The organism is Acinetobacter sp. Q186-3, from assembly GCF_013420655.1.
Lineage (GTDB): Bacteria > Pseudomonadota > Gammaproteobacteria > Pseudomonadales > Moraxellaceae > Acinetobacter > Acinetobacter indicus.
Genome location: NZ_VOXS01000009.1, coordinates 37,583 through 53,737, shown reverse-complemented (window position 1 = coordinate 53,737; position 16,155 = coordinate 37,583). Strand labels below are relative to the sequence as shown.

Genomic DNA, 16,155 nt, shown 5'->3' with positions numbered 1-16,155 from the left:
AACTCCGCTTGGTGTTTCTCTGTGACGGAGAACACGCAAAGTTGAAAAAACCCTGCTTCGGCAGGGTTTTTGCTTTTGGTACTTGAGTTTTTTCTGTGGCCGATTACAATAACAGCACTTCATTGGGGAGTAGCCGCTTTTTACGCAAAGTAAAAAGGTGATGGTCAACATATTTGCTCAACAGGGCATGGTCATCATAGCAAAGAACCAAAATGCTTTTCTCAAGCTTTCTTTTGTTGGCAAGACCTTTGATTTATCACTCTGCAGATTTGGCTAGCAGGAGGGATAGGTCATTGGTATGTGTGCTAGCCAGAGAAATCCATCATGTATGAATTCCTGATCTCAACTGCAATTGTCGCTTTGGCCGAAATGGGTGATAAAACCCAGCTGTTGGCCCTGTTACTGGCGGCCCGCTTCCGTAAACCGCTGCCAATTCTGCTGGCGATTCTGGCCGCTACCCTGATCAATCACGGTTTATCTGCAGCCTTGGGACAATGGATTACCACCATTTTAAGTCCTGAAATTCTGCGCTGGATTCTGGCACTCGGTTTTATTGGAATGGCGATCTGGATGCTGATTCCGGATCAGCTGGATGATGAAAATGAAAGTATCAACAAATGGCAGAAATACGGAGTGTTTGGTGCCACCTTTATTCTGTTCTTCTTGGCAGAAATTGGCGATAAAACCCAGATTGCAACCGTGGCGCTGGCTGCGCGTTTTGACAGTATTTTCTGGGTGATGATTGGCACCACCTTGGGGATGATGATTGCCAATGCGCCGGCAGTATTTATCGGCAATAAAATGGCAGAGAAATTACCGGTATCCTTGATTCATAAAATTGGTGCACTGATTTTCCTGATCATCGGGGTCAGCACCTTGTTGCAATATTATTTCTTTTAAAGGCTGCTACTGATTTTGGCCCAATCTTCCCGGTTGGGCTTTTTTATGGGCTGAACCTGACCCGTGCTTCTACAAAATAGTTGAAAGTTAAATTGTATATTGATTGTAAGTTGGCGGAATACCCTTTATTTTATAGGGAATTAAAAATTTAATGTAAAGATAAGATTTTTTTGGGGACAAGGTATGGCGTTCGATCGCACCACATCACAAGTATTATTTGATAATGGCACGCATAAATGTATCAGTTTCACCAGTCTGGTCAAAGGTGAGGGCGTACAGGCCAACCAGTTTCTGATTCTGGACAATGACCGTGCCGCAGTTCTGGACCCGGGCGGCGATTTGACCTATGTACCGCTAACCATGGAACTGAATAAATATACCCGCCTGACCAATCTGGACTATGTGATGGCATCACATCAGGACCCGGATATTATTACCTCAATGCCGCGCTGGCTGGTGTATACCGATGCCAAAGTGGTGGCTTCGAAATTGTGGGCGCGTTTCTTGCCGCACTTGAACTCGGCCTTTATGAGTGACCGGATGAAAGGCAACTGGCTGGAGCGTCTGATTGAACTGCCAGATCATGGCCAGGTGATTCCATTGGGACAGGCATCCATTGTCGCCATTCCTGCGCATTTTCTGCATTCGGTCGGTAATTTCCAGTTTTATGATCCGGTGGCCAAAATCCTGTTTTCCGGCGATATGGGCGCTTCAATGGTCGAAGATGCGTCCAAGCCGTTAGAAAACTTTGCCGCGCATATTCCAAAAATGAAAGCTTTCCATCAGCGTTATATGTGTGCCAATAAAGTCATCCGTTTATGGGTGAATATGGTGCGTCAAATGGATGTCGAAATGATTGTACCGCAGCATGGTACCGCGTTTGTGGGCAAGGAGCAGATCAACCAGTTCCTGGACTGGATTGAAACGCTGGAATGCGGTGTCGACCTGATGGATGAGTCGGTATTTACCTGTCCGACTTAAGCCAAAAAATCGCGTAAAAAAAACTGAAAAAATAACTTGAGTGTAAAAACAACATTTTTTATATTTTCTTCCCCAAAAAAACTCTTTTTTGATGACGAGAATTTTAACAATGTTGTCTCAAGTTGCTTCCTCAGATGCGTGTCTTAGCTGCGGCGCATGCTGCACCTATTTTAGAGTTTCATTTTACTGGGCAGAAGGCATTCCCATGCCTGAGCATTATACCGAACCGGTAAATGCCCTCTATTCATGCATGAAAGGGACCAATCAGACCAATCCGCGTTGTATTGCGCTGGAGGGAACGGTCGGACAACAGGTCAGCTGCTCTATGTACGAGCAGCGCAGTTCCAGTTGCAAAGAGGTACAGATTGCCGATGAGCAGTGCAATAAGGCACGCCGTGCGCATAACCTGATTCCTTTAGTGCTGGTCGAAGCGGCCAATGATGGCCAGGATCCGGATTTTGACCGGGTCAGTTAAAGACTTCAGCATCCAGATGCTGTTATCGTAGAAAAGCAGGCCATGGCCTGCTTTTTTCATCAGCAAACTCATCCGAATTGTCAGGATGTGCGGAATAAATAATTATTTATGCAATAACAAATGAAATTTATAGCAAGATTTGTTTATAATAGCGCACGGAAATTACCAGTGAGACTGTTATGTTGACCATCGTTCAAGAAGCGCTAACCTTCGATGATGTCTTATTACTCCCTGCCTACTCAACTGTCCTCCCAAAAGATGTCTCTCTAAAGACACGTTTAACTCGCGGCATTAATCTGAATATTCCTCTTGTGTCTGCAGCCATGGATACGGTGACTGAATCCCGTATGGCCATTGCAATGGCGCAAAATGGCGGTATTGGTATCCTGCATAAAAACATGGATATCGCAGCGCAGGCGGCTGAAGTACGTCGTGTGAAAAAATTTGAAGCCGGTATGGTCAAAGACCCGATCACTGTGACCCCAGAAACCACAGTACGTGAACTGATTGCCTTAACTCAAGCCAACAACATCAGCGGTGTGCCTGTGGTGAAAGATGGCAAAGTGGTGGGCATCGTCACCGGTCGTGATACACGCTTTGAAACCAATCTGGAGCAGCCGGTCAGCAACATCATGACCGGTCAGGACCGTCTGGTGACGGTGCGTGAAGGCGAATCAAAAGAAAATATCCAGGCACTGTTGCAACAGCACCGTATTGAAAAAGTACTGGTGGTGGGTGAGAACAACGAACTGCGTGGTTTAATTACGGTCACCGATTTCCGTAAAGCCGAACTTTATCCAAACAGCTGTAAAGATGACCTCGGTCGTTTACGCGTAGGTGCTGCAGTCGGTACCGGTGTAGAAACCCCAAGCCGTGTAGAAGCGCTGGTTGAAGCTGGTGTGGACGTGATTGTAGTCGATACTGCACACGGTCACTCTGCCGGTGTAATTGAACGCGTACGCTGGGTAAAACAGAACTATCCGCAAGTGCAAGTGATTGGTGGTAACATCGCAACGGGTGATGCTGCGCTTGCGTTATTAGATGCCGGTGCAGATGCAGTGAAAGTCGGTATTGGTCCGGGTTCTATCTGTACCACCCGTATTGTGGCCGGTATTGGTATGCCGCAAATCTCGGCGATTGACTCTGTAGCAAATGCATTAAAAGAACAGATTCCATTGATCGCGGATGGTGGTATCCGTTTCTCTGGCGATATGGCCAAAGCGATTGGCGCAGGTGCCAGCACGATTATGGTCGGTTCACTGCTGGCTGGTACTGAAGAAGCACCGGGCGAAGTTGAATTCTTCCAGGGCCGTTATTACAAGGCTTATCGTGGTATGGGTTCATTGGGTGCCATGGCGGGTGCAACCGGTTCTGCAGACCGTTACTTCCAGGACTCTAAAGCCGGTGCTGAAAAACTGGTGCCAGAAGGTATTGAAGGTCGCGTACCGTACAAAGGCCCAATGGGTAATATCGTGCATCAGATGATGGGTGGTTTACGTTCATCAATGGGTTATACCGGTTCTTCAACCATTGAAGACCTGCGTCAGAATGCCAAATTCGTGAAGATTACTGCAGCCGGTATGTCTGAATCTCACGTGCATGATGTGACCATTACCAAAGAAGCACCGAACTATCGCGTTGGTTGATTTTTGGTAATTCGCCTTATAGAAAAGCCGTCATAAATGTGACGGCTTTTTTAATTTTGGTGTAAAGTAAGCGTGTTGAAACAGGATGATGAAAATCACCATAACCCTATAAGAAGTGAGTAAGACATGAGTTATTTTGGGACCGATGGTATACGTGGCAAGTTTGGGGAGCTTCCAATTACACCAGAGTTTGCATTGAAACTAGGTTTCGCGGCAGGTAAAGTTTTAAAAAAATACAGCAAGAAAAATAAACCGATTGTGGTACTGGGCAAAGATACCCGTCTGTCAGGTTATATTCTGGAATCGGCGCTACAGGCTGGTCTGAACGCTGCCGGTATTTATGTACATTTACTGGGGCCATTGCCGACCCCCGCGATTGCACATTTAACCCGTGCTTTACATGCCAGTCTGGGCATTGTCATTTCTGCATCGCATAACCCGTATTTTGATAACGGGATTAAATTCTTCTCCAGCGAAGGCAAAAAACTGCCGGATGAACTGCAGGAAGCGATTAATCAAGAGCTCGAAAATGAAATTCAGATTGAAGATAACGCCAATCTGGGTAAAAGCTTCCGCGTTAAAGACTCTGCCGGACGTTATATCGAATTCTGTAAATCGACCTTTCCTTATCATTTCGATCTGAACCATTTAAAAATTGTGGTGGACTGTGCCAATGGTGCAGCCTATAACGTTGGTCCGGCGGTATTTAAAGAGCTGGGTGCCAAGGTCATTCCGCTATATAACACCCCAGATGGTCTGAATATTAATGAAGATTGTGGTTCGACCCATCCGGAACAGTTACAGCAGGCGGTGGTAGAACATCAGGCGGATTTGGGCATTGCCTTTGATGGCGATGCTGACCGGGTGATTATGGTTGACAAAAATGGTGAGCAGATCACCGGTGATCATATCCTTTATATTCTGGCGACGCAGGCCAAAAACAAACCGGCAGGTATTGCCGGAACTGTCATGAGCAATATGGCACTGGAACTGGCGTTAGAAAAAGCTGGAGTCGAGTTTGTTCGCGCCAAAGTTGGTGACCGCTATGTGTTGCAGGCGCTTGAGGAAAATGGCTGGAATATCGGCGGTGAGCCATCGGGCCATGTCCTGACTCTGGATAAAAGCACCACTGGTGATGCGATTATTGCCGCATTACAGGTCTTAACCGTCATGGTAGAGCAGGGCAAAGCCCTGCATGAACTGGTTGCCGATTTTAAACTGTTCCCGCAAGTGCTGGTGAATGTACGTTTAGAGGCCATGTTTGACCCGTATGCCGTGCCCGCTTTAGTGGAAGAATTTGGTAAAGCAGAAGCGCAGCTGCAAGGCCGTGGCCGTATCCTGATTCGTAAGTCAGGCACTGAACCGGTGATTCGTGTAATGGTCGAAGGGGATGACCAGCAGGAAGTGACCGTACTGGCCAACCATCTGGCCGATGCCGTGCGTCATCATGCGATTGCTGCCTAAGGGGAGTATAGATGTCTGATTTAATTAAAGACTTAAGTGAATTACGTTTAAGCTATCAAAAAGGCGAGCTGCATGAGTCAGCCGCTTTGGCTGATCCACATCAGCAGTTCTTAAACTGGTTTAATCATGCATTGGAAATCAAACTGCATGAACCCTATGCCATGTCTTTGGCCACAGCCAATGCGCAGGGCCGTCCGCATGTGCGTACCGTGCTACTGCGCGGTGCAACCGAACTTGGTTATGACTTTTATACCAACTATGACAGCCAGAAAGGCACCGACTTACTGGAAAATCCTTATGCGGAATTGCTGTTTTACTGGCCGGAACTGGAACGCCAGATTCGGGTTAGCGGCCGGGTGAGTAAAATTCCGGAGGAAGAGTCGCATCTGTACTATAACAAGCGTCCACGTGACAGCCAGATTGCGGCGCATATCAGTACCCCGCAAAGTGGTGTGATTGCCAGCCGTGAAGCGTTGCAACAGCGTTTTGCACAGCTTGCTGCCCAGGTGGGTGAGCAGGATGTACTGAGCAAGCCGGAATTCTGGGGCGGTTATCGTCTGGAACCGGATTATTATGAATTTTGGCAGGGGCGCCCGAATCGTTTACATGACCGTTTAAGTTATGAAAAAACCGATGGGGCATGGACACTGCAACGATTGATGCCTTAAATGTCGAATATACAGATTAAACAACGACCTTTTCTGACACGCCCTGAAAGTTTTCAGGGCGTGACGCCGTTGATTGCCCAGATTTTGGCGCGACGTGGTGTGCAATCCGAGCAGGAACTGGAACTGAAGCTGAAATACTTGCTGGCGCCGACCATGAAAGGGCTGGATCAGGCCATTCAGCTTCTGGATCAGGCCATTGACGAGCACAAAGAGATTGTCATTGTCGGTGATTATGATGCCGATGGTGCCACTAGTACCGCCTTAATGGTACTGGCCTTGCGTGAATTGGGTGCCAAAGTGCAGTATCTGGTGCCGGACCGGTTTAAATATGGGTATGGCCTGACCCCGGCAATTGCCGATCTGGCCTTTACCCGTTTTCAGCCTGATTTATTAATTACCGTTGATAATGGTATTTCCAGTCATGCCGGCGTGGAACGGGCGCAAGCACATGGTATGCAGGTTATTATTACCGACCATCACCTGACCACCAAAGCCACACCAGCGGCGGATGCCGTCGTCAATCCGAACCAGCTCGGCTGCGAATTTCCAAGTAAAGCCTTGGCGGGCGTCGGGGTAGCATTTTATGTCTTGGCCAACCTGTCCAGCTATCGTAAAAAACAAGGCAAATCCAGTTCTAATCTGACCCAATATCTGGATCTGGTGGCCTTGGGCACCTATGCCGATGTGGCCAGTCTGGACTATAACAACCGTATTCTGGTGGATGCCGGACTGAAAAAAATCCAGCAACATCTGTGTCGGCCGGGAATTTCAGCACTGCTGGATATAGCCGGACGAGAGGCAGCCAGCCTAAAAGCCCAGGATTTAGGTTTTGTGTTGGGACCACGGATTAATGCCGCGGGCCGAATGGAAACCATGGATATTGGTATTGAATGTCTGCTGGCCAATGATGCACAAACTGCTTATCGCTTCGCTGAACAGTTAAACCAGTTAAATGTAGAACGCCGTCAGGTTGAAGGGCAGATCAAGCAGGAAGCATTGCAGGAACTGGAAAAAATCCAGCTCGATGCTAGCGAACTGCCTGCGGCCTTAATCATGTTTGAGCCGCATTGGCATCAAGGGGTGATTGGTATTGTCGCAGGTCGGCTGAAAGAACAGTTCCATCGCCCGAGTATTGTGTTTGCGGCTGATGAAGATGGTATTCATATTAAAGGGTCGGCACGTTCCATTGATGGTATTCATATCCGTGATGCGATTGAACAGGTAGCCGAGCAGTATCCGCATCTGGTCAGCCATTTTGGTGGACATGCAGCTGCGGCCGGACTGACCATTCAAAAAGCTCATTTTCAGGAATTTAGGCAGATTTTTGAACAGCTGATTGCCAGCATGGACCCTGAGCTGTTTCAGGCCACCTTATGGACCGATGGCGAATTGCCGGTAGAGGATTTTCATTTAGACACTGTGCATACCTTGCAGCACTTGGCGCCGTGGGGGCAGAAATTTCCACCGCCAATTTTTGAGGGGCAATTTCAGATTGTGGATTATCGTTGGCTCAAAGATGTACATCTTAAATTACGCGTGGCTTTGGAAAATGGGCAGGTGATTGATGCGATCGCCTTCAATGCAGCCGATAAATATGAATTTGATCCGATGAAAGATACGCGCTTGGTGTATGAGCTGGATAAAAATGTCTTTAATGGCAATGTCAGCCTGCAAATGCGGATTATCCATTTAGAACAATAGGCCATAAAAAACCGCTCGAGTGAGCGGTTTTTTGACTTTTAATCGGAGGGATTAGAAGCGGTATGCACCACGTACACCAAAGATATCAGCATTGTCACCAAAATTAATTGAGCCTTCTAGGCTAACTTGCTGATTAAAGAATTTCTTGGCACGAATGGTAAATACATCAGTACCTTCGAGGTCGGAATCAGAGAATCCAAGACCGACACTGAAAGTTTTGTCGAGGTATAAGTCTGCACCTAGATTATAAGCATCAATATCACCGAAGCTTGCACCACCCTCAAAATTCATGTCGTAAGCACCAACTTGGCTTACATATTTTGCACGTAAAGTCGGATCAATTTCATCATCTGCATCATCTTGAGAGATACCGACAAGACCAAGCGCAACTAATAAGCCTGGTACAGGTAAATAACCGACTTCAGCGGTATAGCCTGTTTGATCCCCTAAATCGTTATCAAAATGAGCAATACTACCACTTAAGTAAAAATCTGAATTTGGAACGAAGTATTCAACACCTGCACCAATTCCAAATGTTTCAGAATCATCCAGATAGCTTAAAGCGCCATTTACATTACTGGCACGGTTTAAAAAGGCTGCTTCATTTAAAGGATAGTTCTTAACTTGAACTGGATTGAAGTAATACGTTCCATCAATCGCAAAACCTACATCTGAACCACCCTGATCTTGATCAATAATATCAATTGAGGCTCCAACTTCAGTTTGGTAAGCATGTGCAGTTCCTAGGCTGGTAATAAGCGCTGTAGCAAGAGCAAGTTGTTTAAGCATTTAGAGTTCTCTCTTTGTTATAAAAATATGACTGTTTTATGAACAGTTGTAACAAATTGTACAGTTTATATTCGCTCAGTCAATGTGCAAAAACTACCTAAATGCTTCTTATCAGTGCAAAAAACCCATCCGAAGATGGGTTTTTTTACGATTTATGCGTTTCTATACAGATTAGAAGCGGTATTTCGCTGCTACACCAAAGCGGTTGTAGTCGTTGCTACCTGCTTCACCGAAACCGACACGACCTTCAAGGCTGACTTGTGGGGTGAAGAATTTACGGGCATTGATACCAAACTCGCTGTTGTCGTTCAGATCATTGTTGTAATAATCTGCACCGATACTCAGGGTTTTATCAATGTAGTAATCTGCTGCCAGGTTGTATTCGTCCAGATCACCGAACGCTGCACCGGCTTCAAGGTTAATGTCTTTACCATTGCTTAAAGTGGTGACATATTTGGCACGTAAGGTAGGGTCTACACCGTCGTCATAGTCATTGTCCCAACCTTTCACACCTGCGGCAATTAACAGACCCGGTGCTGGTAAATAACCTACTTCGGCACCATAGGTGGTTAAGTCATTGTCAAAGTCATCATTGTCTTTTAAATCATGACCATTGACATTACCGCTCAAGTAGAAATCTGAGTTTGGTACAAAGTACTCAGCGCCTACGCCATAACGATGCGCTTCACCATCACCGACTTCATCATATTGATATTGCGCATTCACGTTGCTGGCACGATCAAGGAAGGCTGCTTCTGCCAAAGGCGCATTACGCGTTTGAACAGGGTTAAAGTAATAGGTACCATCTACACCAAAAGAACCACTTGTGCCGCCATGATCTGGATCAATTAATCCTGCAGAAGCACCAATTTCAGCTTGGTATGCATGTGCTGTACCTGCGACTGCGAATACAGATAAAAGTGCTGAAGCAATTGCTAGTTTTTTCATGGATCTTACCCCTCTGAAATCAGGTTGACTGTTTAATTTTTTGTTACAACTTCAGTCTAGGCCAAATAAAATTTTGGTCAATCCAGCAAAAGTTACCGCATTGTTTCAGCTGTAATATTGTGTAATTGATTAATTTTAAGATATTGATAAATAATAGAAAATAATTAATGTTTTGTTTTATTAAAAGTATGGAGATTCTGTGAATTTAGGTCAATTTGTATAATTTTTGCGCTGTATTATAAGTTATGATGCGGCTTTGTAAAACCCTTTTGCGAAAGATGAAAAATTTCATTTTTATCAATTTGAAAGCCAAGAACGGGCAATTAAACCGAATTTTAAATGCGTTTTTTTCTTGATCTTTCTTCTAGTTTGCTGGTCTCTGTAGGTTGTGCCCATCATGGTCGTCTAAGTTTATATCCATCATTTTAGTTGAGTGGATGCAGGCGCCTCTTACTCCTGATTGGCTCTATGCTACAATACACGGGTTTTATCGATATTTTTTGAGAGCATTCACGTGGAAATTAATCCTTATCTAAACCAGCTAAAAGACTTGAACGAACGTGGTCAAACACTACGGGGGTATCTTTGACTACGATCTGAAAAAAGAGCGTTTAGAAGAAGTTCTCCGTGAATTGGAAGATCCGGCCATCTGGAATGACCAGAACCGCGCCCAAGCCATGGCCAAAGAAAAAGGCGAGCTTGAGAACGTTCTGAATGTATTAGACGGTCTGGCAACACAGCTCGAAGATGCGCAGGCAATGCTGGATCTGGCGGTGGAAGCCGATGAAGAAGCCATGCTGGAAGATGTGCAGGCCGAATTGAGCGCCGCTGAAGAAGAGTTGGCAAAACTTGAATTCCGCCGGATGTTTAACAATCCAATGGACCCGAACCCGTGCTATGTCGAAATTCAGGCCGGTTCTGGCGGTACCGAAGCACAAGACTGGGCTTCAATGCTACTGCGTATGTATATGCGCTGGATTGAGCGTCATGGCTTTAAGGCCGAGCTGATGGAAGAATCAGACGGTGATGTGGCCGGGATTAAATCTGCGACTATTCGTGTAGAAGGCGAGTATGCCTATGGCTGGTTGCGGACTGAATCGGGCGTCCATCGTTTGGTGCGTAAGTCACCATTTGACTCGGGTAACCGCCGTCATACTTCATTCTCTGCAGTGTTCGTTTCACCTGAAGTAGATGACAATATTGAAATTGAAATCAATCCGTCAGATGTCCGTACCGATACCTATCGTGCCTCGGGTGCCGGTGGTCAGCATATTAACAAAACTGACTCTGCCGTACGTTTAACCCACATTCCAACCGGTATTGTGGTGGCCTGTCAGAACCAGCGTTCGCAACATGCCAACCGTGACCATGCCTGGAAACAGTTGCGTGCCAAACTCTATGAACTGGAGATGAACAAACGTAACGAAGCAGCGCAAGCGCTTGAAGATTCCAAGTCAGATATCGGCTGGGGCAGCCAGATCCGTTCTTATGTACTGGATGACTCGCGGATTAAAGATTTGCGTACCGGTGTCGAAAACTCCAACACAGGTGCAGTGCTGGACGGTGATCTGGACAAATTTATTGAAGCGAGCTTAAAGCAGGGGCTTTAAGCCGCTGGCAATAAGAAAGTATCAACAACAAGGCACTAGCGGTGTAAAATCAATATATCTAAAAAAATCGATATATAAATCGAAAAAATACGATATATTGGATAGGAACACTGAATAGTGCTTTGTTGCGTTCCTTGAACACAGCCTGATGCGACGTGCCTGAATTATGGATATTGATTTAATTTTTAAAGCCTTAGCCAATCCGACGCGCCGACAGATCTTGCTCTGGTTAAAACATCCGGAACAGTTTTTGTCAGAAGAGCAGTGCGGTGGCTTTCAACGTGGCGTCTGTGCCGGCAATATCGAAAAACTCGGTAAGGTGTCGCAGTCGACCATGTCCAATCATTTATCTGTTTTACAGCAAGCTGGTTTAATTCAGGCTGAAAAACATGGTCAATGGTCCTATTTCTCCCGCAACGAAGCCCTGATTCAGCAATATATTGAATTTTTAGAAAGCTCACTCTAAGACAAACAGCATCTGTTTGGTCGCGTGCAGCTGCAGAGGCATCTATGGCAGAACTTAATACTCCCTTAACCCTGGGTCAACTCCAGTTAAAAAATCGTGTGGTGATGGCACCCTTAACCCGTAGTCGGGCTACGGATGATCGCGTTCCGACGGCATTAATGGCGGAATATTATGCCCAGCGTGCCAGCGCCGGTCTGATTATTTCTGAAGCCACAGTCATTTCTGAAGAAGCCAATGGCTATTTAAATACTCCGGGCCTGTTTAGCGATGCTCAGGTTGAAGGCTGGAAGCGGGTCACCCATGCAGTGCATGAGCGCGGCAGTTTAATTGTGGCGCAGTTATGGCATGTGGGCCGGGTGTCACATCCCGATTTACTTCAAGGCGAAACGCCGGTGTCTGCCAGCGCTGTGCAACAGGCTGGTCATGTCAGCTTGCTGCGTCCAAAACGTCCTTATGTGCTGCCACGTCCGCTAGAAATTGCTGAAATTCACGCGATTACTGCGCAATATAAACAGGCGGCGATACGTGCCAAAGACGCCGGTTTTGACGGGGTAGAACTGCACGCGGCCAATGGTTATTTAATTGACCAGTTCCTGCAAAGCAAGACCAACCAGCGTGAAGATCAGTATGGCGGTTCGGTTGAAAACCGTGCCCGTTTCCTGCTCGAAGTGGTGGATGCCTTGATTGAGATCTGGGGTGCTGGACGTGTGGGTGTACACCTTGCACCGCGCGGTGATGAGCATGATATGGGTGATGATGATCCACGTGAAACATTTGGCTATGTGATGCAGGAATTGGGTAAACGCCAGATCGCGTTTTTCTTTACCCGTGAATATTTGGCAGAAGACAGTATTTCCGAGTATATGAAACAGCGTTCAGGTGGTGTTCCCTACATTGCCAATATGCGTTTAAGCCGTGCCGATGCGATTGAACTGCTGGCTTCGGGCAAAGCCGATGCCGTGTCTTTTGGTAAGGCTTATATTGCCAACCCGGATTTATATGAACGTTTGCTGGATGATGCACCGCTAAATGAACTGCAGCTAGAGACCATGATTGGGGTGCAGGGTGCAGCAGGCTATACCGATTATCCAAGCCTGGCTGAAAGCGTGGTGACTGCCGACTAAAGCAGCCACGTTATTGCTGTGCTTTTTTATTTGGAGCCATATCCATTAACATGCGGATAGGGCTCTGTTATATTCTCAGGGCAAAAAATCAGTTTGAGGCATCTCTTTGGCTACTCCGTTTTGGTATAACGCAGCGTTATCTGTTCTAAAACCGTTGTATCGGTCGCGTATTAAAAAGCGGGCCGAGAGTGAAGCGCAGTATCAGCAGGAAATTGTAGAGCGTTTCGGGCCATTTCAGCCGCCGAAAAATCTGCAGGCGATCTGGTTTCATGTGGTCTCGGTGGGAGAAACCAACGCGGCCCAGCCTTTAATTGAACATTATTTAAAAGCCGGTCATCCGGTGCTGGTCACCAACACTACCAAAACCGGACAGGCACGTGCTAAAGCTCTTTTTCTTAAAGAACCCTATTTAAATTTATTTCAGGCCGTTTATTTACCAGCCGATCAAAAACATCTGATTCGGGATTTTTATCAGAAATATCAGCCGAAATTATTGCTGTTAATGGAAACCGAGCTGTGGCCGAACCTGATTGATCAGGCCCAAAACTTCCATGTGCCGTGCCTGTTGCTGAATGCGCGTCTGTCCGAAAAATCGGCCAAAGGCTATGCCAAAGTCTCCGGCCTGACCCGGGCGATGTTGCAGGGTTTGACGCAGCTGTTGGTGCAAGATCAGGCCTCACATAGCCGCTTTGCGGCACTCGGTGCAGTTGCTGAACAGACCCAGGTGGTAGGCAGTGTTAAATTTGATATTAGTGCACCGCCGGCCTTTATTGAACAGGCCAAAATGTTGCAGCAGGACTGGCAGCTGGCAGGTCGTAAAGTGATCACCCTGGCCAGCACCCATGCACCGGAAGAAAAAGACGTGCTGGCCGCGTTAAAACTAGCCCTGATGGCAGATCCGGTGCTGGTTTGTATTGTGGTACCGCGCCATCCGGAACGTTTTGATGACGTCTTTCACGCGGCACAGGCCTTGGATTTGCGTACCCAACGCCGCAGTTTGGGACAAACTATTGAAGCGGATACCCAGGTCTATCTGGCCGATTCAATGGGCGAAATGTGGCTCTGGTACGGTCTGAGTCAGGCCTGTTATGTCGGCGGTTCTTTAAATGAACCGGGCGGTGGACACAATATTCTGGAGCCGATAGCGCTGCATGTGCCGACTATTCTGGGTAAGAATTATTTTAACTTCCAGACCATTGTCGATGAGTTTGTCGACGCTCAAGCGGTGGTGGTGGTAGAGAATGCTGAACAAGCGGCACAGACCATGCTGGAGATCTTATCGGATTCCTCCAAAGCACTGACTTTAAATACTGCAGCACAAAAGATTATGCAGCAGAATCAGGGTTCACTGGCAAAGCATATTCAGGTAATTGATCAATATCTTTGATGATATTCTGATGGGTAAAGAAGCTGATTTTCATGGATTTACGAGATCAGATTAAAACTGAGCCTTCTCTTTATCGATTTAATGCCAGGAACTCTTCTTCTTTTACTTTTGTTTCGGCAAAAGGAGTCCTGCCTCGGACCGTTGTGGATGACGTTTCCGCCTATCCAGTGATGGATTTGTTGAGTTATTTTTTTATGAATATTGTCCTTCTTGATCCTCGCCAAACTGAATCTGAACTGTGGTCGATTAGTTCAACGCGGCAGTTAGCGCATTTGCAACAGCATCTGGATATTCAGGTTGGTGATACCCTGAAAGTTGGGATTCGTGAAGGCAAACGGTATCTCACGGAAATTATCGAAATTACAGACAAAACAGTTCGTCTAAAACCGTTAAAAGAAGAAGCTGTGCCAGCAAAATTGCCAGTGACGTTAATTGTGGCTTTACCACGTCCGAAAGTGCTGCGCCGTTTAATTATGGATGCAGTCACGGTCGGGGTGGAAAAAATTATCCTGATGCATAGCTATCGGGTCGATAAAAGCTACTGGCAGACGCCATTTTTACAGCAGCTGGAGCATTATATTGAACTGGGGCTGGAGCAGGCTGGCGATACCATTGCACCAAAAGTTGAATTGTACAAACGCTTTAAACCCTTTGTTGAAGATGTTTTACCGGGTCTGATTAGCGCCGATTGTCCTGCCTATGTGGCACATCCCTATGCAGAGATGCGCATGCCTGCCGCGATTCAGCATCCCTGTAGCATTGTGATTGGGCCGGAAGGTGGTTTTATTCCTTATGAGGTCGATCTTTTGATACATAACGGCTGCCAGGCGGTGAGTCTGGGTAACCGGATTATCCGTACAGAAACTGTGATTCCGTATGTGCTGGGACGATTATTTAGCCTCTGAGCTGTCTGCCACCGATGGATCACCGCGATAGACTTTCACTTCCTGCACCGGGTAAGGAATGGAAATGCCCTGTTCGGCAAAGCTTTGAATGACTTCTTCCTGAATTTTACTGATAGATGCCGCGCTATTGGTTTCGCTGGTATTAATCCACCATTGCACGCGTAAATTGACCGAGAAATTGGCCAGCGCATCGACATTAACGCTAAATTCCGGCTGGGTCAGAATGGTCGGGTCACGTTTCAGAATGCACATCACCAGATCTTTGGCTTTCTGAATGTCATCTTCATAGCCAATGCCGACCACAAATTCACAGCGGCGGCGTGGAAAGGCAGTATTGACAGTAATGGCGCTGGTATAGACCGTGGCATTGGGAATCACAATGCGGCGACCATCGGCCGAGCGTAAAAAGGTGGCGCGAATCTGGATATCTTCGACCGTACCTTCTAATCCATTCACCAGAATGCTGTCGCCAATCTTAAAGGGCTCACCCAGTAAAATCAGCACGCCGGAAAGCAGGTTCTGGAAAATATCCTTAAAGGCAAAGCCAATGGCAACCGAGCCAATCCCGAGGGCGCTCATCAGCTGGCTTGGGGTAAAACCAGGAATGGCAATCACCAGACCAATTAAGAAACCGAAGAAGATAATCACCGAACTGCCAACCCGGTTCAGTACCAGCACCAGATTTTGCCGGGTATAACTGCGGTTGGATAAGGTTTTTTTCACAAAAAATTTAAACAGCTGGGCAATCAGCCAGAAAATCAGAATCACGCCAAGCGCGATCAGGAAATAGGGCACACGCTCCCAGAAGCCTTCCATGATTTTATCAATAGCAGAATAGGCATCATTGTATTTATGGGTATGTTCAATGACTTTCTGGGTGGTTTTTTCCGTGGCCTGTTGAATCAGCTCGGAAGTTTCTTGGGTGACTTCGCCCAGTTGGGTTTTTTCTTCGGCCACGAATCTGCCAGTCCTCAGCAATAAAATCGTATTTTGCCTGAAATCCGGCCGGATTTTAATAAACATTCTGCAAGCGCGCTGCCGATTTTTGCAAAGTACACTGCAGTTTTGGCTACAAGCGGGTGGTTTTTATA

Annotated in this window: 15 protein-coding genes and 1 riboswitch; of the genes, 12 read left to right on the top strand and 3 right to left on the bottom strand. The window is 46.7% G+C overall.

Annotation, left to right across the window (positions count from 1 at the left end; translation table 11 throughout):
- Nucleotides 1–112 precede the first annotated feature (112 nt).
- A riboswitch (yybP-ykoY riboswitch) is annotated at nucleotides 113–253 on the top strand.
- Between the two features lie 71 nt (nucleotides 254–324).
- The 7 genes from FTT64_RS09530 (at nucleotide 325) to recJ (ending at nucleotide 7,835) form a co-directional block, all read left to right on the top strand.
- On the top strand, nucleotides 325–900 hold the full coding sequence (locus FTT64_RS09530) for a TMEM165/GDT1 family protein (RefSeq protein WP_016658743.1): 576 nt from the start codon (nucleotides 325–327) through the stop codon (nucleotides 898–900).
- Nucleotides 901–1,083: 183 nt separating this feature from the next.
- Nucleotides 1,084–1,881: an MBL fold metallo-hydrolase gene (locus tag FTT64_RS09525; RefSeq protein WP_005180798.1), complete on the top strand. Its 798-nt coding sequence runs from the start codon at nucleotides 1,084–1,086 to the stop codon at nucleotides 1,879–1,881.
- Between the two features lie 109 nt (nucleotides 1,882–1,990).
- The gene (locus FTT64_RS09520) at nucleotides 1,991–2,356 is read left to right on the top strand and encodes a YkgJ family cysteine cluster protein (RefSeq protein WP_180182311.1); all 366 of its coding nucleotides are present in this window, start codon (nucleotides 1,991–1,993) and stop codon (nucleotides 2,354–2,356) included.
- A gap of 179 nt (nucleotides 2,357–2,535) precedes the next feature.
- Complete coding sequence (gene guaB / locus FTT64_RS09515; protein ID WP_005180795.1) at nucleotides 2,536–4,002, top strand: IMP dehydrogenase; 1,467 nt, start codon at nucleotides 2,536–2,538, stop codon at nucleotides 4,000–4,002.
- A gap of 126 nt (nucleotides 4,003–4,128) precedes the next feature.
- Nucleotides 4,129–5,466 (top strand): phosphoglucosamine mutase, encoded by a 1,338-nt coding sequence (gene glmM, locus FTT64_RS09510; RefSeq protein WP_005180793.1) that lies wholly within the window; start codon nucleotides 4,129–4,131, stop codon nucleotides 5,464–5,466.
- Between the two features lie 11 nt (nucleotides 5,467–5,477).
- Nucleotides 5,478–6,134: a pyridoxamine 5'-phosphate oxidase gene (gene pdxH, locus FTT64_RS09505; RefSeq protein WP_005180791.1), complete on the top strand. Its 657-nt coding sequence runs from the start codon at nucleotides 5,478–5,480 to the stop codon at nucleotides 6,132–6,134.
- The gene (recJ, locus tag FTT64_RS09500) at nucleotides 6,135–7,835 is read left to right on the top strand and encodes a single-stranded-DNA-specific exonuclease RecJ (RefSeq protein WP_180182310.1); all 1,701 of its coding nucleotides are present in this window, start codon (nucleotides 6,135–6,137) and stop codon (nucleotides 7,833–7,835) included.
- A 51-nt stretch (nucleotides 7,836–7,886) separates the two neighbouring features.
- Here recJ and FTT64_RS09495 read toward each other — a convergent pair whose 3' ends face one another.
- Both FTT64_RS09495 and FTT64_RS09490 read right to left on the bottom strand, forming a co-directional pair.
- Entirely contained in the window at nucleotides 7,887–8,624 is a 738-nt protein-coding gene (locus FTT64_RS09495; protein WP_180182309.1) for a putative porin, read from the bottom strand.
- A gap of 171 nt (nucleotides 8,625–8,795) precedes the next feature.
- The gene (locus tag FTT64_RS09490; RefSeq protein ID WP_005180785.1) at nucleotides 8,796–9,572 is read right to left on the bottom strand and encodes a putative porin; all 777 of its coding nucleotides are present in this window, start codon (nucleotides 9,570–9,572) and stop codon (nucleotides 8,796–8,798) included.
- Nucleotides 9,573–10,086: 514 nt separating this feature from the next.
- Between FTT64_RS09490 and prfB the strand changes: the two genes are divergently transcribed.
- The 5 genes from prfB (at nucleotide 10,087) to FTT64_RS09465 (ending at nucleotide 15,064) form a co-directional block, all read left to right on the top strand.
- A protein-coding gene (gene prfB / locus FTT64_RS09485; RefSeq protein ID WP_104470758.1) for a peptide chain release factor 2 occupies nucleotides 10,087–11,182 on the top strand; the annotation gives its coding sequence in 2 pieces (ribosomal slippage) (nucleotides 10,087–10,158 and nucleotides 10,160–11,182; 1,095 coding nt in all).
- 166 nt (nucleotides 11,183–11,348) lie between these two features.
- On the top strand, nucleotides 11,349–11,648 hold the full coding sequence (locus FTT64_RS09480; protein WP_104489264.1) for a helix-turn-helix transcriptional regulator: 300 nt from the start codon (nucleotides 11,349–11,351) through the stop codon (nucleotides 11,646–11,648).
- Nucleotides 11,649–11,692: 44 nt separating this feature from the next.
- Nucleotides 11,693–12,772, top strand: a complete 1,080-nt coding sequence (locus tag FTT64_RS09475) for an alkene reductase (RefSeq protein WP_163145393.1) — start codon at nucleotides 11,693–11,695, stop codon at nucleotides 12,770–12,772.
- 106 nt (nucleotides 12,773–12,878) lie between these two features.
- Nucleotides 12,879–14,159 carry a 3-deoxy-D-manno-octulosonic acid transferase gene (locus tag FTT64_RS09470; protein WP_180182308.1) on the top strand — a complete coding sequence of 427 codons (1,281 nt, stop codon included), beginning with the start codon at nucleotides 12,879–12,881 and terminating at the stop codon, nucleotides 14,157–14,159.
- 194 nt (nucleotides 14,160–14,353) lie between these two features.
- Nucleotides 14,354–15,064 (top strand): 16S rRNA (uracil(1498)-N(3))-methyltransferase, encoded by a 711-nt coding sequence (locus tag FTT64_RS09465; protein WP_005180773.1) that lies wholly within the window; start codon nucleotides 14,354–14,356, stop codon nucleotides 15,062–15,064.
- On the opposite strand, the gene FTT64_RS09460 is transcribed toward FTT64_RS09465, so the two are convergent.
- Complete coding sequence (locus FTT64_RS09460) at nucleotides 15,050–16,021, bottom strand: mechanosensitive ion channel family protein (protein ID WP_016658753.1); 972 nt, start codon at nucleotides 16,019–16,021, stop codon at nucleotides 15,050–15,052. The genes FTT64_RS09465 and FTT64_RS09460 overlap by 15 nt on opposite strands.
- Between the last annotated feature and the right edge of the window lie 134 nt (nucleotides 16,022–16,155).

Excerpts from the sequence above, each read along its gene's own strand:
- pdxH (WP_005180791.1), top strand. The coding sequence starts at position 5,478 with ATGTCTGATTTAATTAAAGACTTAAGTGAATTACGTTTAAGCTATCAA.
- FTT64_RS09520 (WP_180182311.1), top strand. The coding sequence starts at position 1,991 with ATGTTGTCTCAAGTTGCTTCCTCAGATGCGTGTCTTAGCTGCGGCGCA.
- FTT64_RS09490 (WP_005180785.1), bottom strand. The coding sequence starts at position 9,572 with ATGAAAAAACTAGCAATTGCTTCAGCACTTTTATCTGTATTCGCAGTC.
- glmM (WP_005180793.1), top strand. The coding sequence starts at position 4,129 with ATGAGTTATTTTGGGACCGATGGTATACGTGGCAAGTTTGGGGAGCTT.
- FTT64_RS09525 (WP_005180798.1), top strand. The coding sequence starts at position 1,084 with ATGGCGTTCGATCGCACCACATCACAAGTATTATTTGATAATGGCACG.
- FTT64_RS09480 (WP_104489264.1), top strand. The coding sequence starts at position 11,349 with ATGGATATTGATTTAATTTTTAAAGCCTTAGCCAATCCGACGCGCCGA.
- recJ (WP_180182310.1), top strand. The coding sequence starts at position 6,135 with ATGTCGAATATACAGATTAAACAACGACCTTTTCTGACACGCCCTGAA.
- guaB (WP_005180795.1), top strand. The coding sequence starts at position 2,536 with ATGTTGACCATCGTTCAAGAAGCGCTAACCTTCGATGATGTCTTATTA.
- FTT64_RS09495 (WP_180182309.1), bottom strand. The coding sequence starts at position 8,624 with ATGCTTAAACAACTTGCTCTTGCTACAGCGCTTATTACCAGCCTAGGA.
- FTT64_RS09530 (WP_016658743.1), top strand. The coding sequence starts at position 325 with ATGTATGAATTCCTGATCTCAACTGCAATTGTCGCTTTGGCCGAAATG.
- FTT64_RS09475 (WP_163145393.1), top strand. The coding sequence starts at position 11,693 with ATGGCAGAACTTAATACTCCCTTAACCCTGGGTCAACTCCAGTTAAAA.
- FTT64_RS09465 (WP_005180773.1), top strand. The coding sequence starts at position 14,354 with ATGAATATTGTCCTTCTTGATCCTCGCCAAACTGAATCTGAACTGTGG.